Annotated in this window: 19 protein-coding genes; 13 read left to right on the plus strand and 6 right to left on the minus strand. The window is 64.7% G+C overall.

What is annotated here, in order from left to right; genetic code table 11:
* Positions 1-51: 51 nt before the first annotated feature.
* Both hrcA and grpE read left to right on the plus strand, forming a co-directional pair.
* Positions 52-1,140 carry a heat-inducible transcriptional repressor HrcA gene (gene hrcA, locus ACVMDN_RS37705; protein ID WP_076833714.1) on the plus strand — a complete coding sequence of 363 codons (1,089 nt, stop codon included), beginning with the start codon at positions 52-54 and terminating at the stop codon, positions 1,138-1,140.
* Positions 1,141-1,305: 165 nt separating this feature from the next.
* Positions 1,306-1,911 (plus strand): nucleotide exchange factor GrpE, encoded by a 606-nt coding sequence (gene grpE, locus ACVMDN_RS37710; RefSeq protein ID WP_028341763.1) that lies wholly within the window; start codon positions 1,306-1,308, stop codon positions 1,909-1,911.
* 48 nt (positions 1,912-1,959) lie between these two features.
* On the opposite strand, the gene ACVMDN_RS37715 is transcribed toward grpE, so the two are convergent.
* The 4 genes from ACVMDN_RS37715 to ACVMDN_RS37730 all read right to left on the minus strand — a co-directional run bounded on the left by ACVMDN_RS37715 (position 1,960) and on the right by ACVMDN_RS37730 (position 5,061).
* Positions 1,960-2,385, minus strand: coding sequence for a VOC family protein (locus ACVMDN_RS37715; protein WP_076833716.1), 426 nt, complete (start codon positions 2,383-2,385; stop codon positions 1,960-1,962).
* 68 nt (positions 2,386-2,453) lie between these two features.
* Complete coding sequence (locus ACVMDN_RS37720) at positions 2,454-3,308, minus strand: helix-turn-helix domain-containing protein (RefSeq protein ID WP_076833719.1); 855 nt, start codon at positions 3,306-3,308, stop codon at positions 2,454-2,456.
* Between the two features lie 22 nt (positions 3,309-3,330).
* Positions 3,331-4,041, minus strand: a complete 711-nt coding sequence (gene pncA / locus ACVMDN_RS37725) for a bifunctional nicotinamidase/pyrazinamidase (RefSeq protein ID WP_057020357.1) — start codon at positions 4,039-4,041, stop codon at positions 3,331-3,333.
* A gap of 84 nt (positions 4,042-4,125) precedes the next feature.
* Positions 4,126-5,061 carry a hypothetical protein gene (locus ACVMDN_RS37730; RefSeq protein ID WP_057020358.1) on the minus strand — a complete coding sequence of 312 codons (936 nt, stop codon included), beginning with the start codon at positions 5,059-5,061 and terminating at the stop codon, positions 4,126-4,128.
* Positions 5,062-5,627: 566 nt separating this feature from the next.
* Between ACVMDN_RS37730 and dnaK the strand changes: the two genes are divergently transcribed.
* The 8 genes from dnaK (at position 5,628) to ACVMDN_RS37770 (ending at position 12,748) form a co-directional block, all read left to right on the plus strand.
* The gene (gene dnaK / locus ACVMDN_RS37735; RefSeq protein WP_028335770.1) at positions 5,628-7,529 is read left to right on the plus strand and encodes a molecular chaperone DnaK; all 1,902 of its coding nucleotides are present in this window, start codon (positions 5,628-5,630) and stop codon (positions 7,527-7,529) included.
* Positions 7,530-7,701: 172 nt separating this feature from the next.
* Positions 7,702-8,829 carry a molecular chaperone DnaJ gene (gene dnaJ, locus ACVMDN_RS37740; protein ID WP_076833720.1) on the plus strand — a complete coding sequence of 376 codons (1,128 nt, stop codon included), beginning with the start codon at positions 7,702-7,704 and terminating at the stop codon, positions 8,827-8,829.
* A 99-nt stretch (positions 8,830-8,928) separates the two neighbouring features.
* Positions 8,929-9,531, plus strand: coding sequence for a class I SAM-dependent methyltransferase (locus ACVMDN_RS37745; protein ID WP_076833722.1), 603 nt, complete (start codon positions 8,929-8,931; stop codon positions 9,529-9,531).
* Positions 9,532-9,579: 48 nt separating this feature from the next.
* Positions 9,580-10,158, plus strand: coding sequence for an NADPH-dependent FMN reductase (locus ACVMDN_RS37750; RefSeq protein WP_076833724.1), 579 nt, complete (start codon positions 9,580-9,582; stop codon positions 10,156-10,158).
* 6 nt (positions 10,159-10,164) lie between these two features.
* On the plus strand, positions 10,165-10,875 hold the full coding sequence (gene pyrF / locus ACVMDN_RS37755) for an orotidine-5'-phosphate decarboxylase (protein ID WP_057020362.1): 711 nt from the start codon (positions 10,165-10,167) through the stop codon (positions 10,873-10,875).
* Positions 10,876-10,896: 21 nt separating this feature from the next.
* On the plus strand, positions 10,897-11,193 hold the full coding sequence (locus ACVMDN_RS37760) for a DUF1330 domain-containing protein (protein WP_456835841.1): 297 nt from the start codon (positions 10,897-10,899) through the stop codon (positions 11,191-11,193).
* Positions 11,194-11,264: 71 nt separating this feature from the next.
* Positions 11,265-12,077: a 4-hydroxy-tetrahydrodipicolinate reductase gene (gene dapB, locus ACVMDN_RS37765; RefSeq protein WP_028341754.1), complete on the plus strand. Its 813-nt coding sequence runs from the start codon at positions 11,265-11,267 to the stop codon at positions 12,075-12,077.
* 47 nt (positions 12,078-12,124) lie between these two features.
* Positions 12,125-12,748, plus strand: coding sequence for a 2,3-bisphosphoglycerate-dependent phosphoglycerate mutase (locus ACVMDN_RS37770; RefSeq protein WP_076833727.1), 624 nt, complete (start codon positions 12,125-12,127; stop codon positions 12,746-12,748).
* Positions 12,749-12,872: 124 nt separating this feature from the next.
* Here ACVMDN_RS37770 and ACVMDN_RS37775 read toward each other — a convergent pair whose 3' ends face one another.
* Both ACVMDN_RS37775 and ACVMDN_RS37780 read right to left on the minus strand, forming a co-directional pair.
* Positions 12,873-13,769, minus strand: a complete 897-nt coding sequence (locus tag ACVMDN_RS37775; RefSeq protein ID WP_076833729.1) for a methylated-DNA--[protein]-cysteine S-methyltransferase — start codon at positions 13,767-13,769, stop codon at positions 12,873-12,875.
* A 273-nt stretch (positions 13,770-14,042) separates the two neighbouring features.
* Complete coding sequence (locus ACVMDN_RS37780) at positions 14,043-14,603, minus strand: DUF2244 domain-containing protein (protein ID WP_244558980.1); 561 nt, start codon at positions 14,601-14,603, stop codon at positions 14,043-14,045.
* A 22-nt stretch (positions 14,604-14,625) separates the two neighbouring features.
* Between ACVMDN_RS37780 and nth the strand changes: the two genes are divergently transcribed.
* The 3 genes from nth to ACVMDN_RS37795 all read left to right on the plus strand — a co-directional run bounded on the left by nth (position 14,626) and on the right by ACVMDN_RS37795 (position 18,266).
* Positions 14,626-15,399, plus strand: coding sequence for an endonuclease III (nth, locus tag ACVMDN_RS37785; protein ID WP_200844514.1), 774 nt, complete (start codon positions 14,626-14,628; stop codon positions 15,397-15,399).
* Positions 15,400-15,505: 106 nt separating this feature from the next.
* The gene (locus ACVMDN_RS37790; protein WP_076833731.1) at positions 15,506-16,651 is read left to right on the plus strand and encodes an HlyD family secretion protein; all 1,146 of its coding nucleotides are present in this window, start codon (positions 15,506-15,508) and stop codon (positions 16,649-16,651) included.
* Entirely contained in the window at positions 16,638-18,266 is a 1,629-nt protein-coding gene (locus ACVMDN_RS37795) for an MFS transporter (RefSeq protein ID WP_076833733.1), read from the plus strand. Before ACVMDN_RS37790 ends, ACVMDN_RS37795 begins: the two co-directional genes overlap by 14 nt.
* The last annotated feature ends 61 nt before the right edge of the window (positions 18,267-18,327 follow it).

Genomic DNA, 18,327 nt, shown 5'->3' on the forward strand with positions numbered 1-18,327 from the left:
CATCGGCCTCCCGGATCGACAAATTATGCAGCAATTGTGAGGGACTGGAGTGTGACTCACCACGATCCGATTGGCCTGATCGCGCCGCATGCCGGGCTCGCCCAGCTCAACGAGCGTTCGCGCGACATTTTTCGTCAAATCGTCGAAAGCTATCTCGCAACCGGCGAGCCGGTCGGTTCGCGCAACATTTCGCGCCTGATCGCATTACCGCTGTCGCCGGCCTCGGTCCGCAATGTGATGTCGGATCTCGAGCAACTCGGCCTGATCTATGCGCCGCACACCTCCGCCGGCCGGTTGCCGACCGAACTCGGGCTGCGCTTCTTCGTCGACGCGCTGATGCAGGTCGGCGACCTCACCGAGGCCGAGCGTCAGTCGATCCAGACCCAGCTTGCGGCCGTCGGCCGCGCGCAATCCGTCGAGGCCGCGCTCGGCGAAGCCTTGACGCGGCTGTCGGGACTGACCCGCGCCGCGGCGGTGGTGCTGACGCAGAAGTCGAATGCACGGCTGAAGCATATCGAGTTCGTCCGGCTGGAGCCGGAAAAGGCGCTGGTCGTGTTGGTCGGCGAAGACGGCCAGGTCGAAAACCGCGTGCTGGCACTGCCGCCGGGTGTTCCATCCTCAGCCCTGACCGAGGCGACCAATTTCCTCAATGCGCGGATCCGCGGCCGGACGCTGGCCGAAGCGCGGCTCGAGCTCGAGACGGCACTGACGCAAAATCGCGCCGAGCTCGATCAGCTCACGCAAAAGGTGGTCACGGCGGGCATCGCGAGCTGGTCCGGCGGCGAGAATGAGGACCGCCAGCTGATCGTGCGCGGTCACGCCAATCTGCTCGAGGACCTGCACGCGCTCGACGATCTCGAGCGCATCAAGTCGCTGTTCGACGATCTCGAAACCAAGCGCGGGGTGATCGATCTGCTCGGCCGCGCCGAACGCGGCGAGGGCGTGCGGATCTTCATCGGCTCGGAGAACAAGCTGTTCTCGCTGTCGGGTTCCTCGACCATCATCGCGCCCTACGGCGACGCCCAGGGGCGGATCGTGGGCGTTCTCGGCGTGATCGGACCGACGCGGCTGAACTATGCGCGGGTGATCCCGACCGTCGATTATGCCGCGCGCATCGTCAGCAAGATGCTGGGCGGCTGACCGGAGGGCGATTTCGCTTTCATTTGACGGGTTTTCTTCACCCAAGCCGGAGATTCCTGTTCCCGAGACCGGTATGTTGCGCTTGATTTTCGCCGGCCAAAGCACGATATCCCGGCAAGCAATCCCCAAGATTTGAACCGACGCGACTTTTCGAGAAGGCAAGCCATGACCGATCCGAACCGGGCCAATGACAACACCGAGAATTCGGCGCCGACGGGTGAGCCCGTGGTCTCGAAACCCTACATCATGCCTGACGAGCCCGAGGCCGGATCGGCGGAGGCGCTGACCAAGGAGCTCGCCGAGGCGCGCGACCGGACGCTGCGCACCCTGGCCGAGATGGAGAATCTCCGCCAGCGCACCCGCCGCGAGGTCGCCGACGCTAAGACCTACGGCATCACCGGCTTTGCCCGCGACGTGCTCGATATCGCCGACAACCTGCAGCGCGCGCTCGATGCGGTGCCAGCCGAGACCAAGGAAGCCGCCGATCCCGGCCTGAAGGCGCTGATCGAAGGCGTCGAGCTGACCGAACGTTCGCTGCTCAACGCGCTGGAGAAGAACGGCGTCAAGAAGTTCGACCCGATCGGCGAGAAGTTCGATCCGAACTTCCAGCAGGCGATGTTCGAGGTGCCCGATCCGTCGGTGCCGTCGGGCACCGTGGTGCAGGTCGTGCAGGCCGGTTACATGATCGGCGAGCGCATCCTGCGTCCGGCGCTGGTCGGCGTCTCCAAGGGCGGCGCCAAGGCCGCCCCGACCGCCGACATCACCGCCTGATCCGTCCGATCCCGGACACCCGTCTGTGAGCTCGCGGATTGCGCGGGCTCACGGTCGCGGCTTCTCGTGTGCCTTCGGCCAATAGGTGCCGAAGCTCCAGAGATTTCCTTCCGGATCGCGGCAGGCGAAGTCGCGGCTGCCATAATCCGTGTTTCGCAGTTCCATCTCGATCTTCGCTCCGGCAGCCTTGACCTTCGCGTACAGCGCGTCGGGATCGTCGACGGCGATATAGATCGAGTCGGTGCGGCGGTTGTCGAGGTCGCCGACCAGCCTGCCATATGCGTCGTCGCGGCTCTGGCCCAGCATCAGCATCGAGGAACCATAGGCGAGCTCGGCGTGATGGATCACGCCGCCATCGCGGTAGACGACGTGTTCGGTGAACCCAAGCACCGTCGTGAGCCAATTGGTCATCGCCTCGGCATCCTTGCAGCGCAGGGTCGGGTAGATGCGGGGCGGTTCGATGTCGTGCGTCATGGTCGCTCATCTCCTTGGCTGACGGCGCCATCCTGCACGGGGCAACGCGGCGTTAGCTTGAAGGTTTGTTACCAGTCCGCCAGCCCATCGCCGGCGTGAACCAGCCGGCGGTCGGTCAGCGCCCGGCGGCGCGCCCAGGCGGTTGGCGGTTCGCCTGCGAATTCGACGAACTCGCGGGCGAGATGGGCCTGGTCGGCATAGCCGCTTTCCGCCGCGATCCCCGCCCAGCCAAGCGCTGCGCCGCTTTGCGCCAGCCGGCTCGCCCGGTGAAACCGCATCATGCGCGCCAGCGATTTGGGGGCGAGGCCGAGTTCGGACCGAAACCGGCCAGCCAGATGCTTGCGGCTCCAGCCGATCTCGTCGGCCAATGCCGTGATGCTGATAGCGCCGGCCGAACGCGCCAGTTTTCGATAGGCGAACGCGACTTCGGGAGACGGCATGTGGCCGGCGCGGCGCAGCACGAACGCCTCGATCAGGTCGAAGCGGCGCTGCCAGCAGGTCACGGCGCCGAGCTGTTCGCGCAGACGACGGCCATCATGGCCGAGCACATCGTCGATATCGACCATGCGCCCGACCAGGTCGGTCACGGCGCCGCCGAAGAAGCCGTAGGCGCCGAGCGGGGTGAAATCGACCTGCACGCAGGCGGCGCGCCCGTCGGACTCGATGTAGACAGGCCCGGCATGCAGGCCGGCGGCGAAGCTGAGCTGACGATCGGCCGCACCGGGCTCGCGCGACAGCGCGATCAGGAACGGCGAGCCGAAACTGATGATCAGCGGGACGATCAGCGGCGCGGTCTGCCGCTGCGCGAACCGGCCCGTTGCGGTCTCGCGATAACCGGTGATCCGGACGATCAGGCCAGCCATGCGCGGCGACGGCAGGCGCTGCGCGAGATCGAATGCATGAGGTGACGCAGGCTCGGCCATGCGAATCTCGCGAGGCTGCGTCTTACGCGATATCCGAGGACTGGATGCGCTTGACGCCGGCCTTGGCCATGTCGTCCCAGGCCTTGGCGAGCGATCCCTGGGTGTCGATGCCGCGACAGGCGTCTTCCACCACATAGGTCTCGAAGCCGGCCTTGCGCGCATCGAGCGCGGTCCATGCCACGCAGAAATCGGTGGCGAGCCCGGCCACGAAAACCCGCTCGACGTTGCGCGCCTTGAGATAGGCGGCGAGCCCGGTGGTGGTCTTGCCGTCGGCCTCGGTGAAGGCGGAGTAGCTGTCGACGTCCTTGTGAAAACCCTTGCGGATGATCAGCTCGGCCTGCGGGATCGCGAGTTCCTTCGACAGCGATGCGCCGTCGGTGCCCTGCACGCAGTGGTCGGGCCACAGCACCTGCTTGCCATAGGCAAGGTCGACGGTCTCGAACGGCTTCTTGCCGGAATGGGTCGAGGCAAAGGAGATGTGTCCGGGCGTGTGCCAGTCCTGCGTCATCACCACATTGGCAAAGCTCTTGGCGATCCGGTTGATCACCGGCACCACCTGCTCGCCGTCCTTCACGGCAAGGCTGCCGCCGGGCAGGAAGCAGTTCTGGACGTCGATCACGAGCAGCGCGGAGCCGTCGTCGGGCTTGATCGCAGCCGCCCAGAGATGTTTTGGAACCAGCGCGGCAAGCGCCAGCGTACCGAGGCCTGCAACAACCTGTCGTCGATCCGGCATCGCGCCCCTCCTCGCTTTGATAATTGCACGAGGAGGCTAGTTCCGTTCGTGGAGCTGCGAAAGTCCGATTTTTCGGCGGGCCTGTCAGCCGCGCGGCTGGATGCCGTCGCGCACCGCGCGGAAGCGCGGGAAGGCCTTCTCCCAATCGGTGCGCGGGGAGCTGCCGATGATGCGCATCGATGTTTGCGCGCCGAACCGCAGCCACTGCACGATGGTCACCGGGGTATTGTCCTTGCCGCTGACGGCGTCGATGCGCGTCTCGAAGCCGGGCTGGCCGTCGATCCGGATCGGTTCGGACATGGTGATCCGCCCGTCGCGCACGCCGGGGATCGTGGTGGCGATCTGCTGGGCGAAGCGGCCGCGATCATCCGGTGTGGCCGGGGCCGAGCCGATGATGCCAAGCAGCATAAAGGGCTTGGTCTCAAGGCCCTTGTCGTCGCCGTCGGCCATCAGCAGCGCCGCGCCCGGCGCCAGCATGCGGACATTCTTGAAGCTGCTCAGCTCGGTGACCTTGAACGGCATCATGCTTAGCTGCTCGTCGACCGGCACCTCGTTGCGGATCTGGGCGGTGGCGAACATCTGCCGCACGGCGTCGTCGGTGTAGATCTTGCTCGCGTTCTCCGGCACCTGGACCGCGACATAGCCGGAGAAGGTCGGTCCCGGCAGGATCATGGAGTAGCGCCGCACATTGGTGGTGCCGTCACGCGCGCTCTCCACGGTGTAATAGGCGAGGCCCGCCGGCGTCTCGAGGCTCTCCGGCTTGATGTTTCCGCTACCGGCCGGGTTGGCCTTGAAGGCGCTCACGACCTCGTTGTAGGCGTCCGCGGGCAGATCGGCGATCAAGACCTTCACGCCCTGGTCCTCGGTCTCGAAGCCGATGAACGACTTGGCGCGGTTGAGGCCCACCAGCGGCTTCATCCCGACATGCGCGCCCGGCGGAAACACCACGTCGGCGGCAAAGCCACGACAGGTGGCAGCAAGCAGCAAGGCAACCGCAACGAGAAGTCGAAAAGGCGTCATGGGGGATCTACCGGTTTTGCTTGGTGGCCGCGCAACGGGGCCGGTGCAGGGCTGGATGGCCTCTTTCAGTCGGACCGCTTTTAGCGGTTTTGATGACCCTGCAACAGGCCGCCAAAGCCGCGCTCCGGGCCTGCAGGCCCGATTCCAGGGGCTTTTCGTCCCGATTGGCCGGCACTTTCCAGTTTCCCCACGTTTCCGACGATCGGCCACCAGCGGCCAAACAGCGCGCCCTCGGCCTGCGCCCGCTTCCGCATACGACGTTTGTGAGTGTTCACTCAACAGCGCGGACGTCGTGCAGCGGATGTTCGCGGTCGCCAGCGGGCCGCATCATTGCCGATTTGTTAACTTGGATCGGGCTTGAACCGGCGCTGCGGCCGGGCTGACACAATCTTTCAAACGTCAGTCTTTTCAGGCCTCAACGTTGCGTCCAGTCCTTGCGGGCAGGACCCTCTCTCCTATATCAGGCTCACCGTCGCAATATCGCGAGTATGTGAACGTCTGGGGGTTCGGTACGGAGCGCCGTCAGGGCCCAACCAACCTGCCGTAGCAAAGAGGATATCAAAACCATGGGTAAGGTCATTGGGATCGACCTCGGCACCACGAATTCGTGCGTCGCCGTAATGGATGGCAAGAACGCCAAGGTGATCGAGAATGCCGAGGGCATGCGAACGACGCCGTCGATCGTTGCTTTCACTGACGATGGCGAGCGCCTCGTCGGCCAGCCGGCGAAGCGCCAGGCGGTGACCAATCCCGAGCGTACGTTCTTTGCGGTGAAGCGCCTCATTGGCCGCCGCTATGACGACCCGATGGTCGAGAAGGACAAGAAGCTCGTTCCCTACAAGATCGTCAAGGCATCGAACGGCGACGCCTGGGTCGAAGCCGATGGCAAGACCTATTCGCCCTCGCAGGTCTCGGCCTTCATTCTGCAGAAGATGAAGGAGACCGCTGAGGCGCATCTCGGCCAGAAGGTCGAGCAGGCCGTCATCACGGTTCCCGCCTATTTCAACGACGCGCAGCGTCAGGCCACCAAGGACGCCGGCAAGATCGCCGGCCTCGAAGTGCTGCGCATCATCAACGAGCCGACGGCTGCCGCGCTCGCCTACGGTCTCGACAAGTCGAAGTCCGGCACGATCGCCGTGTACGACCTCGGCGGCGGCACCTTCGACGTCTCGATCCTCGAGATCGGCGACGGCGTGTTCGAGGTGAAGTCGACCAACGGCGACACCTTCCTCGGCGGTGAAGATTTCGACATGCGCCTGGTTGGCTATCTCGCCGACGAATTCCAGAAGGAACAGGGCATCAACCTGCGCAACGACAAGCTTGCCCTGCAGCGCCTGAAGGAGGCTGCGGAGAAGGCCAAGATCGAGCTGTCGTCGACCACGCAGACCGAAATCAACCTGCCGTTCATCACGGCTGACCAGACCGGTCCGAAGCATCTGACGATGAAGCTGACCCGCGCCAAGTTCGAGGCGCTGGTGGCCGATCTCGTCGAGAAGACCATCGAGCCGTGCCGCAAGGCGCTGAAGGATGCCGGCCTGACCGCCGGCGAGATCGGCGAAGTGGTGCTGGTCGGCGGCATGACCCGCATGCCGAAGATCCAGGAAGTCGTGAAGCAGTTCTTCGGCAAGGAGCCGCATAAGGGCGTCAATCCCGACGAGGTCGTCGCGATCGGCGCTGCGATCCAGGCCGGCGTGCTGCAGGGCGATGTCAAGGACGTGCTGCTGCTCGACGTGACCCCGCTGTCGCTGGGCATCGAGACGCTGGGCGGTGTGTTCACCCGCATCATCGACCGCAACACCACGATCCCGACCAAGAAGAGCCAGGTGTTCTCGACCGCCGAAGACAATCAGGGCGCTGTCACCATCCGGGTCTTCCAGGGCGAGCGTGAAATGGCTGCCGACAACAAGATGCTCGGCCAGTTCGACCTGATGGGTATTCCGCCGGCTCCGCGCGGCATGCCGCAGATCGAGGTGACCTTCGACATCGACGCCAACGGTATCGTCAACGTCTCGGCCAAGGACAAGGCGACCGGCAAGGAACAGCAGATCCGGATCCAGGCATCCGGCGGTCTGTCCGAAGCCGACATCGACAAGATGGTCAAGGACGCCGAGGTCAACGCGGCCGAGGACAAGAAGCGCCGCGAGGCTGTCGACGCCAAGAACCATGCCGACGGGCTGGTTCACTCGACCGAGAAGGCTCTGGCCGAACACGGTTCGAAGATCGCCGACACCGAGCGCCGCGCGATCGAAGACGCCGTCAGCGACCTCAAGGAAGCGCTGAAGGGCGACGACGCCGAGGCGATCAAGGCCAAGACCAACACGCTGGCGCAGGCTTCGATGAAGCTCGGCGAGGCCATGTACAAGCAGCAGGCCGAGGCCGATGCGGCCAAGGACGCTGCTAAGGATGACGTTGTCGACGCGGAGTTCACCGAGGTGGACGACGACAAGAACAACAAGAAGTCTGCTTAAGCGCGGATTTGCGATCATGACCCTCACACCAATGAGCACGCGCCGCGTCTCGGAGGAGTGGGGGTCATTTTTCTTTAAGGCGATCGCTGCATCTTCCAGACAGGCGCAATCCTTGACGCAATCGTCGGCGCAATCTTTGGCGATCGCGATGAACTTCGGACGGAATTGAAGGATGTCCACCAAGCGCTGCTATTACGAGACCCTCGAGGTTGAGCGGAACGCGGACGAGACCAAGCTGAAATCGGCTTTCCGCAAGCTCGCGATGAAATGGCATCCGGACAAGAATCCGGGCGACGCCACCAGCGAAGTCCGGTTCAAGGAAATCAACGAAGCCTATGAGGTGCTGAAGGACGGCGACAAGCGCGCCGCCTATGACCGCTTCGGCCATGCCGCTTTCGAGCAGGGCATGGGCGGTGGCGGCCCCGGCTTCGGCGCCGGCTTCGCCTCATCCTTCTCCGACATTTTCGAGGACCTGTTCGGCATGGCCGGGCAGCGCCGCAGCGGCGGCCGCGAGCGCGGCGCCGATCTGCGCTACAACATGGAGATCACGCTCGAGGAGGCCTTCCAGGGCAAGACCGCGCAGATCGAGATTCCGGTCTCGGTCACCTGCGAATCCTGCTCGGGCACCGGCGCCAAGGCCGGCACCAAGCCGAAGACCTGCTCGCATTGCGGCGGCGCCGGCCGTGTCCGGCAGGCCCAGGGCTTCTTCACGCTGGAGCGGACCTGTCCCGGCTGTCAGGGTCGCGGCCAGATGATCGAGGATGCCTGCACCTCATGCGCCGGTTCCGGCCGGGTGACGCGCGAGCGCACGCTGTCGGTCAACATTCCCCCTGGCGTCGAGGACGGCACCCGCATTCGTCTCGCCGGTGAAGGCGAGGCCGGTGTCCGCGGCGGACCGCCCGGCGACCTCTACATCTTCCTGTCGCTGACCACGCACCCGTTCTTCCAGCGCGACGGCGCCGACCTGCACTGCCGCGTGCCGATCTCGATGGTGACCGCAGCGCTCGGTGGCGAATTCGAAGTGCCGACCATCGACAAGGGCAAGACCAAGGTGAAGGTGCCGGCCGGCACCCAGTCCAGCCGGCGATTCCGCATCGCATCAAAGGGTATGCCGGTGCTCCGTTCGCGCCAGACCGGCGACATGTATGTCCAGGTCGTGGTCGAAACGCCGCAGAATCTGACCAAGAAGCAGCAAGAACTGCTGATGGAGTTCGAAAAGCTGTCGTCCGGCGCAACCCAGCCGGAGGCAGCGGGTTTCTTCTCTAAGGTCAAGGACTTCTTTGGCAATCGCTCCGTCTAGCCGCAGTCGTTATGCTTGACCGTAACGACTTCGATCTATACGTCTTTGTGACTGTTTTCTGACAACCGCTCGATTGTGCGGTCCCCGCCTGGTAGCGACATGCCTTTGCAATCGTCCGTGCGTGCGTCGAAGAAGCCCCTCCGTCTCGACGACGAGGTTCGATTTCTCCGTTCATGGATGGAGAAGCCGCTGCATATGGGCGCGGTGATGCCGTCCGGACGGTTGCTCGCCCGCACCATGGCGCAATATGTCGATCGCGACGCCGAGGGGCCGGTCGTCGAACTTGGACCCGGCACCGGGGCGATCACCAACGCGCTGATCGAGCACGGCGTCGACCAGAAGCGTCTCGTCCTGGTCGAATACAATCCCGGCTTCTGCGCGTTGCTGCGCGAACGTTATCCGCACGCCAGGGTCGTCCAGGGGGACGCCTATACGCTCCGTGATACGCTGTGGGAGGTGCTGAAATCTCCCGCCTCGGCCGTGGTCTCCGGCCTGCCGCTCGTCACCAAGCCGATGCTGACCCGCCTGAGGCTGGTCCGTGACGCTTTCCTGGCGCTCGCACCCGGCGCGCCGTTCATTCAGTTCACCTATTCGGTGGTGCCTCCGATTCCGAAGTCGCTGCCGGGCGTGTCCACAGAGGCCTCCGAGCGGATCTGGATGAACCTTCCGCCCGCGCGGGTCTGGGTGTATCGCAAGGGCTGACCACCCGGCGCCGTCGCGCCGGGCGAGCGCCTTACCTGCGATTTCAAAATGTCCGCGCTGAAAATCCTCGTGATCCCCGGATCGCTTCGGTCAGGCTCGCTCAATGCGAAGCTGGCTGCCGTGCTGGCGCACGAACTGGCGCAATCCGGCGCCGACGTCACCCGCATCTCGCTCGGCGATTTTCCGCTGCCGATCTATGATGGCGACCTGCAGGCGAAATCCGGCGTGCCGCAGCATGCCGTGAATCTGAAACGGATGATCGGCGCCCATCATGGCGTGCTGATCGTGACGCCGGAATACAATTCCTCGGTGCCGGCGCTGGTGAAGAACACGATCGACTGGGTGAGCCGCGTGCAGGATCCGCATGAGGTGCGAGGTCAGGTGTTCCACGGCCGCGCGTTCGCGATCTCAGCCGCATCCGGCAACCGGCTCGGCGGCACCCGCGCGCTCGCGGCGCTGCGCCTGATCCTGTCGGCGTGCCGCGCCACCGTGATCCCGAACCAGCTCGCGCTGTCATTCGCCGAGCAGGCCTATGACGATATGGATCATCTGAAGCACCAAGCCGACATCGACGCGATGCAGGCGCTGGTGCGGCAGCTGATCGACCAATCCCAACGCATGATGTGAGGTGACATGCAGCCAGCCAGGATCGCTCCAAGAGACCGGTTGATCGTGGCGCTCGATCTGCCGTCCGTCGCCAGCGCCGAGGCGATGATCGACCGGCTCGGCGATGCCGTCACCTTCTACAAGATCGGCTATCAGCTCGGTTATGCCGGCGGCCTCATCCTGGCGAAGCAGCTTGCAGGCAGCGGCAAGAAGGTCTTCCTCGATCTGAAGCTGCACGACATCGGCAACACCGTCGCGCGCGGGGTCGAAAGCGTCGCCGGGCTTGGCGCGACCTTCCTCACCGTGCATGCCTACCCGCAGACCATGAAGGCGGCGGTCGAGGCACGCGCCGGCTCCGGCCTGAAGATCCTCGCGGTGACGGTGCTGACCTCCTACGACGACACCGATCTGCATGCGGCGGGCTATCGCCTCAACGTCTCCGATCTCGTCGAAGCGCGCGCCAAACAGGCGCAGGCGCTTGGCGTTGACGGCCTCGTCAGCTCGCCCGAGGAGGCCGCCGCCTTGCGCAAGATCGTCGGCGACCAGATGAACCTGGTGACCCCGGGCATCCGCCCCGCAGGCTCGGCGACCGGCGACCAGAAGCGCATCATGACGCCGGCTCGCGCCATTGCCGCCGGCGCCGACTATCTCGTGGTCGGACGTCCGGTGATGGAAGCCGCCGACCCGAAGGCATCAGCCGAAGCCATTCACGCCGAAATCGCCCAGGCGCTCGCCTGAACAACAAGAGGGAGAACAGAGATGGCGAAGGGATACTGGATTGGACGCGTCGACGTTCACAATGAGGAAGGCTACAAGCCCTACATGGCGGCCAACCCCGCCATCTTCCAGAAATTCGGCGGCAAGTTCATCGTTCGCGGTGGCAAGTTCACCGGCGTGGAGGGACAGAGCCGCTCCCGCAATGTCGTGATCGAATTCCCCGATTACGCGACCGCGCTCGCTTGCTACCAATCGTTGGAATACCAAGCCAACATCAAGGTGCGGCAGCCGCATTCGATCGCCGACCTCATCATCATCGAGGGGTACGACAGCCCATAGTCCGCACATCGGGTAGCCGGTTCGGTTGCCGGAACAGCCTTGGCTCGCTATATCGCGTGGAGAGGTGAGCCATGGCTGACATGCGTCTGATTGTTGCGGGAGCCGGCGGCCGGATGGGCCGCACGCTGACCCGGGTGATTTCCGAAACCCCGGGGGCGGTGCTGGTCGGCGCTCTGGAAGCGCCGGGCTCGGAACTGCTCGGCAAGGACGCAGGCGTGCTCGCCGGCCTCCCCGCCAATGACGTCAAGCTGTCGGCCGATCTGTGGTCGATGTCGGCCGGCGCCGACGGCATCCTGGATTTCACCGTGCCGGCCGCGACCATCGCCAACGTCGCGATCGCGGCCGAGCGCGGCCTTGTTCACGTCATCGGCACCACCGGGATGTCGCCGTCCGACGATGCGGTGATCCGCAGCGTGACCAACCGCGCCATCGTGGTGAAGTCAGGCAATATGAGCCTCGGCGTCAATCTGCTCGCCGCGCTCGTCAAGCGCGTCGCGCAATCGCTCGACCAGAGCTTTGACATCGAAATTCTCGAGATGCACCACAAGTCCAAGATCGATGCGCCGTCGGGCACCGCCTTGATGCTCGGCGAAGCCGCGGCCGCGGGACGCAAGATCGCGCTCGATCAGCATTCGGCGCGCGGCCGCGATGGTCTCACCGGCGCGCGGCGCGCGGGCGATATCGGCTTTGCCTCGTTGCGCGGCGGCACCGCGGCCGGCGATCACAGCGTGATCTTTGCCGGCCCCTCCGAGCGCATCACGCTCTCGCACCATGCAGAAGATCGCGCGCTGTTCGCGCAGGGCGCGCTGAAGGCAGCGCTGTGGGCGCATGGCAAGAAGCCCGGCATGTATTCGATGGCCGACGTCCTCGGGTTGAGCGACTGACACCGCTCGACGGAATGAAATCAGGCTAAGCGAAAACGGAATCTGAAATGAGTGATCGTCTCCTTGTGCTCGTTCGTCACGGTCAGAGCGACTGGAATCTGAAGAACCTGTTCACCGGGTGGAAGGACCCTGATCTCACCGAGCAGGGCGTCAACGAAGCCAACGAGGCCGGCCGCAAGCTGAAGGCGCAGGGCCTGTCGTTCGATGTCGCGTTCACCTCCGATCTTACCCGTGCGCAGCACACGCTGAAGCTGATGCTGGAGCAGATCGGCCAGACCGGATTGCCGACCACGAAGAATCTCGCGCTCAATGAACGCGATTACGGTGATCTCTCCGGCCTCAACAAGGACGACGCCCGCAAGAAGTGGGGCGAGGACCAGGTTCTGATCTGGCGCCGTTCCTACGACGTGCCGCCACCCGGCGGCGAAAGCCTGAAGGATACGCTGGCGCGCACGCTGCCTTATTACGTGCAGGAGATCCTGCCCGGTGTGCTGCGCGGCCAGCGCACGCTGATCGCCGCCCACGGCAATTCGCTGCGCGCGCTGATCATGGTGCTGGAGAAGCTGACGCCCGAGCAGATCCTCAAGCGCGAACTCGCGACCGGCGCGCCGGTGATCTATCGGCTCAATGCCGATTCCACCGTAGCGTCAAAGGTCGATCTCGCGGGGTAGAGGTTTGATGTTGTCATTCCGGAGCGATGCGCAGCATCGAACCCGGAATCTCGAGATTCCCCGGTGCGCAATTGCGCACCTGAGGTCTGGTCCTTCGGACCATCCCGTAATGACGAGATAGAGGTTAGTGCAACCCCACCTGGCCGGCTTCCCAGCCCAGCATCGCCTGCTTGCGGGTGATGCCCCAGTGATAGCCGGTCAGCGCGCCGCTTTTGCCGAGTGCGCGATGGCAGGGCACCACGAACGACACCGGGTTGCGGCCGACCGCGGCGCCGACCGCGCGCGAGGCTTTCGGGCTGTTGATCTTGCAGGCGATGTCGGAATAGCTGACCGCGCGGCCCATCGGGACCTTGAGCAGCGTCTCCCACACCCGCACCTCGAAGTCGGTGCCGATCAAGACGACGCGCAGCGGCTGGTCCGCCCGCCACAACCTTGTATCGAACACGCGCTGCGCCAATGCTGCGGTACCGTCGGTGTCCTCGACATAGCTCGCGTTCGGCCAGCGCCGCTTCATGTCGGCGAATGCGGTCTGCTCGTCGCCGTGATCGGCGAAGGCAAGCCCCGCAAGCCCGCGATCCGTCGCGATCACGATCGCGGTGCCGAACGGCGAGGGATGGAAGCCGTAGCGCAGCGTCATGCCGCCGGCGCCGGTCTTCCATTCGCCCGGCGACATCGCCTCATGCGTGACGAACAGGTCGTGCAGCCGTCCCGGCCCTGACAGGCCGGAGTCGAGTGCCGCATCGAGCACGCTGGCGGAATCGCGCAGCAGGTTCTTGGCGTGGTCCAGGGTCAGCGCCTGCATGAAGGCCTTCGGCGTCAGCCCGGCCCAGCGGCGGAACAGATGGTGCAATTCATCCGGCGTGACGGCGGCGGCATCGGCCATCGCTTCGATGGTCGGCTGTGTGCGCCAATGCTCCGAGATGAACGCGATGGCGCGCCGAACCGAGTCATAGTCGCGCAGCGCGGCGCTCTGGAGGCCCGGCTTGGCCAGGCGCTGGTCGTGTATGGCGAGTGTCATCATGGTGTCTGATTTAGGAGCCATGGCGCGTCCAAACCACCCGATTTCTGACAAGCATGATCCGGAAAAGTGGGGACCGGTTTTCCGACGAGATCATGCTCAAAAGTAAGCTCGACTAGTGTCCCGAATCCGAAGTTCGCATCATTTGCCGCACTTTCGGAGCGAACTTCGGATTCGATAAGGACACTAGCAAACCTTTGATTCTAGTGTGCTTTATGAATGCGAAGTTCGTGAAAGTGGTTGCCGCGAAATCGCACGAACTTCGCATTCAGCACACTAGTGGATGGGGTTGTAAGTCGGGCCGCGTTTTGCGGCGTTGAGCGCCGCCGTCAAGGCCTTGGAGAAGCTGGCCTTTTCGTCCGGTCCGAGGAAGCTGCCAACGCTGACCCGGCGGCCCCGGGAGACCAGATAGAGCCGCTCGATACCGAACTCCTCATGCGAGATCTGTTCGAACCGCACCCAGAGCGGATTGAGCACCCATTCGGCCACATGACCGCGATGGCTGATCCTGCGCACCCGCAGTTCCGACGGTGTGACGGTGATCTCCTCGCTCGCCTTGGCGGAGCGGAAATTGACCTTGAACGCCCAATAGATCACCAGCGCGTCGAGGCCGAAGAAGCCGAAGATCGGCCAGGCGCCGAGCCACCAGAACACCGCGCCGGCGATGAAGCTGACCACGGTGACGAACGACATCAGCACGATAAAGCCGGTGCGATTCAGCGAGCGGTGCGGCGTCAGCAATGCCGAGAACAGTTTGGGCTCGGCCTCAGCGGCATCAGCCGCGAGATCATTGGCCCTGCGGTCTTCGCCCGGATCAAAGTCGTTGCCTGCGGTCATGGCCTATCAGTATATCCGGTTCATGGCCAAAATCATCCGCTCTCAACGCGCCAGCACATCAAGCGTTCGTTCCGCACCGAAGAAGAAGCCTGCGAATGCGGCAAGGCTGCTGCCCAAACGCGGGGCAAAGAAGGCCGCCAAGCGAACCGTAAAGTCAAAGCCATGGACATCGGAGGAGGTCTACGAGGCCTTCGACCGGTTCCGCAAAGCCAATCCCGAGCCCAAGGGCGAGCTCGAGCACCTCAATCCCTACACGCTGCTCGTTGCGGTGGTGCTGTCGGCGCAGGCGACCGACGCCGGCGTCAACAAGGCGACGCGAGCGCTGTTCGCGGTCGCCGACACGCCGGACAAGATGCTTGAGCTCGGCGAGGACAAAGTGCGCGACTACATCAAGACCATCGGGCTCTATCGCAACAAGGCGAAGAACGTCATCGCGCTCTCGCAGAAGCTGATCGCCGAGTTCGGCGGCGAGGTGCCGCGCACGCGTGCCGAGATCGAATCGCTGCCCGGCGCCGGCCGCAAGACCGCGAATGTCGTGCTCAACATGGCGTTCGGCGAGCACACGATGGCGGTCGACACCCATGTGTTTCGCGTCGGCAACCGCACCGGGCTCGCGCCCGGCAAGACGCCGCTCGAGGTCGAGCTGGGATTGGAAAAAGTGATCCCGACCGAGTTCATGCTGCACGCCCATCACTGGCTGATCCTGCATGGCCGCTACACCTGCCTCGCCCGCGGTCCACGTTGCGACGTGTGTCTGATCAATGATCTCTGCCGGTGGCCGGAAAAGACCGTCTGAGGCATGATCGTCGTCATGTGCTATCAGGGCGTTCTCGAGCGAAGTGGATGCCGGTCCGCGTGATAGGTTCGTCGGCTGTTCCGGTGGGTGATTGAGGGAGTGCGGTGTGGCAGAGCAGGTTGAAGATGGTCCGTCACCCGCCAGCCAGACCGCGACTGCTGCGGCGCCTGCCAAGGCGCAACCTTCGGCAAGCGGCTTCTGGAGCCGTTTCGCGATTCCGCTGTTTGTCGTGCTCGTCGCGCTGGTGTTCGTCGCGGTGGCGACCAGCCGCTGGGATGCCTGGGTCGGCAGCGCCACGATCCAGACCACCAATGATGCCTATGTGCGCGCCGAATTGACCCAGCTCTCCAGCCGCGTGTCCGGCGAGGTGCTCACCGTCGCCGTCTCCGATTTCCAGCGCGTCAAGGCCGGCGATCTCCTGGTGCAGATCGATCCCGCCGATTATCAGGCGCAGGTGGCGCAGGCCGAGGCCGGCGTGGTCGGTGCGCAGGCCGTGCTCGATAACCTCAACAACCAGGTCGAGCTGCAATACGCAACCATCGCGCAGGCCGAAGCTGCGCGGCTGTCCGCGGAGGCGCAGCAGACCTTGGCACGTCAGGAGGAAGAGCGTCAGCAGTCGCTGTCGCAAACCGACGCCGGCACGCGGCAGCGGCTCGAGCAGGCGACCGCATCCTACGCCAAGGCGGAGGCCGACGTGCGCGCCAGCCGCGCTGTCATCGCGGCACAGCGCCATCAGCTCGAGGTCCTGCAAGGCACCAAGAAGCAGCGTGCCGCCGACCTCGACGCCGCCAAGGCGCTATTGGCATCGGCCAAGCTCAAGCTTGGCTACACCAAGATCGTTGCGCCGTTCGACGGCGTCACCGGCGAGCGCCAGGTGCAGCCGGGCGACTACGTCAACATCGGCGCCAATCTGATCAACGTCGTGCCGCTGCCGAACGTCTATGTGATCGCCAACTACAAGGAGACCCAGCTGACCAACGTCAAGCCGGGCCAGCCGGTCGAGGTCACCGTGGATACGTTCGCGGGCCAAAGGCTGCGCGGCGTCGTCGAGCGCATCGCGCCGGCAAGCGGATCGCAATTCGCGCTGCTGCCGCCCGATAACGCCACCGGCAATTTCACCAAGGTGGTGCAGCGCATTCCGGTGCGTATCCACTTCGACAAGGGCCAGCCCTTGCTCGAGCGCCTGCTGCCGGGCATGTCGGTCGTCACGCGGATCGACACCGGCCAGGCGGTCGCCAATGGCGGAAAGTGACGACCGCGACCGTGGTCCGGTCTCGCGCGGCGACGTCGCGCGCTATCCGCTGTTCGCGGTCGTCGCCGTGCTGCTCGGCGCGTTTCTGGCGAATTTCGACAGCCGCCTGACCTCGGTCGGCCTGCCCGATCTGCGCGGCGCGTTCTCGCTCAGCTTCGACGAGGGCGCCTGGCTCTCGACGGCCGCCATCGGCTCGCAGATCTTCGTCGCGCCTGCGGTGGCCTGGCTTGCCACCGTGTTCGGCCTGCGCCGCGTGCTCGGCATTCCGAGCCTGGTCTATGCGGTGGTCTCGCTGACCATCCCGTTCGTGCGCGACTACACGACGCTGATCGCGCTCAGCATCGCCCACGGCATGCTGCTCGGCACCTTCGTGCCGGCGACGCTGATGATCATCCTGCGCAATTTGCCGATCCGATGGTGGCTGCCGGCGATTGCGATGTACTCGATCCGCGTCGGCTTCGCGCTCGACTCGTCAAGCTCGCTGGTCGGTTTCTATGTCGAGCATCTCGGCTGGCAGTGGCTGTATTGGCAGGGCGTGGTGATCGCGCCGCTGATGGGGCTGATGGTGTATCTCGGCACGCCGAAAGAACCCGTCAATCGCGACCTGCTGCACCATGCCGATTGGGGCGGCATGCTGCTGCTCGGCGCCGGGGTGTCGATGGTCTATGCCGGGCTCGATCAGGGCAACCGGCTGGACTGGCTGTCGTCGGGCACAGTGATGGCGCTCTTGATCGGCGGCGGGCTGTTGATCGTCGCCTTCATGATCAACGAAATGATCGCGCGCCGGCCCTGGGCGCATTTCAACGTGCTGTTCTCGCGCAATATCGGGCTCTCGCTGGTCGTCATCCTGCTGTACACGCTGACCAGCCTGTCGAATTCGTCGCTGGTGCCGAATTTCCTCGGCACCGTCGGCGCGCTGCGGCCGGAGCAGTCGGGCGTGCTGCTGTTCACCTACGGCGCGCCGCCGATGTTCGTGCTGGTGCCGATCTCGATCCTGCTGCTGCGCCACCTCGATCCGCGCATCGTCGTGGTGCTCGGCTTCTCGGCGTTCGCAGCCGCCAATCTCTGGGGCACGCAGCTGAGCCACGTCTGGGCGCGCGAGGACTTTGTCGGCATCGTCCTGCTCACCTCGATCGGGCAGGCGTTCACGCTGCTGCCGATCATCATCATGGCGCTGTCGAATTCCGATCCGTCGCGGGCGACGGCGTTCGCGGCCTATATCCAGATCATGCGCCTCGGCGGCGCCGAGATCGGCGTCGCGCTGATGGGGACCTGGCTGCGGGTCCGCGAGCAGATCCATTCGAACTATCTCGGACAGCACGTCCAGAATGGCGATATCGACGTCGTGAACCTGCTCAAGCGGCTGGCGGGTGAATTTTCCGGCCACGGCATTGGGACGGCGACGGGGCGCGCCGTCGGCACGCTGGCGGCGCTGGTGCAGCGCGAGGCCAACACGCTCGCCTATATCGACGGCTTCTGGCTGTGCTTCTGGCTCGCGATCCTGGCGCTGGTCCTGGTCGCCTTCATCACGCGCGCGCCGCAGGGCCCGTTGTCGCCGGCGCCGCTCGGCTTGGTGAAGAGCGCGATGCGCAGGCTGGGCGTCACCGCTTCCTGATTTTCGAAGAGGCGGCGCGGATATCGGCGCCGGGTCAATTTATAGTGAATGCGGCGCTCGC

Source organism: Bradyrhizobium sp. USDA 4510 (assembly GCF_054059095.1).

Coding starts and splice junctions, on each gene's coding strand:
- ACVMDN_RS37770 (WP_076833727.1), top strand. CDS start 12,125: ATGAGTGATCGTCTCCTTGTGCTCGTTCGTCACGGTCAGAGCGACTGG.
- ACVMDN_RS37715 (WP_076833716.1), bottom strand. CDS start 2,385: ATGACGCACGACATCGAACCGCCCCGCATCTACCCGACCCTGCGCTGC.
- dnaJ (WP_076833720.1), top strand. CDS start 7,702: ATGTCCACCAAGCGCTGCTATTACGAGACCCTCGAGGTTGAGCGGAAC.
- ACVMDN_RS37720 (WP_076833719.1), bottom strand. CDS start 3,308: ATGGCCGAGCCTGCGTCACCTCATGCATTCGATCTCGCGCAGCGCCTG.
- ACVMDN_RS37795 (WP_076833733.1), top strand. CDS start 16,638: ATGGCGGAAAGTGACGACCGCGACCGTGGTCCGGTCTCGCGCGGCGAC.
- dapB (WP_028341754.1), top strand. CDS start 11,265: ATGGCTGACATGCGTCTGATTGTTGCGGGAGCCGGCGGCCGGATGGGC.
- nth (WP_200844514.1), top strand. CDS start 14,626: ATGGCCAAAATCATCCGCTCTCAACGCGCCAGCACATCAAGCGTTCGT.
- ACVMDN_RS37730 (WP_057020358.1), bottom strand. CDS start 5,061: ATGACGCCTTTTCGACTTCTCGTTGCGGTTGCCTTGCTGCTTGCTGCC.
- ACVMDN_RS37745 (WP_076833722.1), top strand. CDS start 8,929: ATGCCTTTGCAATCGTCCGTGCGTGCGTCGAAGAAGCCCCTCCGTCTC.
- ACVMDN_RS37760 (WP_456835841.1), top strand. CDS start 10,897: ATGGCGAAGGGATACTGGATTGGACGCGTCGACGTTCACAATGAGGAA.
- ACVMDN_RS37780 (WP_244558980.1), bottom strand. CDS start 14,603: ATGACCGCAGGCAACGACTTTGATCCGGGCGAAGACCGCAGGGCCAAT.
- dnaK (WP_028335770.1), top strand. CDS start 5,628: ATGGGTAAGGTCATTGGGATCGACCTCGGCACCACGAATTCGTGCGTC.
- ACVMDN_RS37750 (WP_076833724.1), top strand. CDS start 9,580: ATGTCCGCGCTGAAAATCCTCGTGATCCCCGGATCGCTTCGGTCAGGC.
- pyrF (WP_057020362.1), top strand. CDS start 10,165: ATGCAGCCAGCCAGGATCGCTCCAAGAGACCGGTTGATCGTGGCGCTC.
- ACVMDN_RS37775 (WP_076833729.1), bottom strand. CDS start 13,769: ATGATGACACTCGCCATACACGACCAGCGCCTGGCCAAGCCGGGCCTC.
- pncA (WP_057020357.1), bottom strand. CDS start 4,041: ATGCCGGATCGACGACAGGTTGTTGCAGGCCTCGGTACGCTGGCGCTT.
- grpE (WP_028341763.1), top strand. CDS start 1,306: ATGACCGATCCGAACCGGGCCAATGACAACACCGAGAATTCGGCGCCG.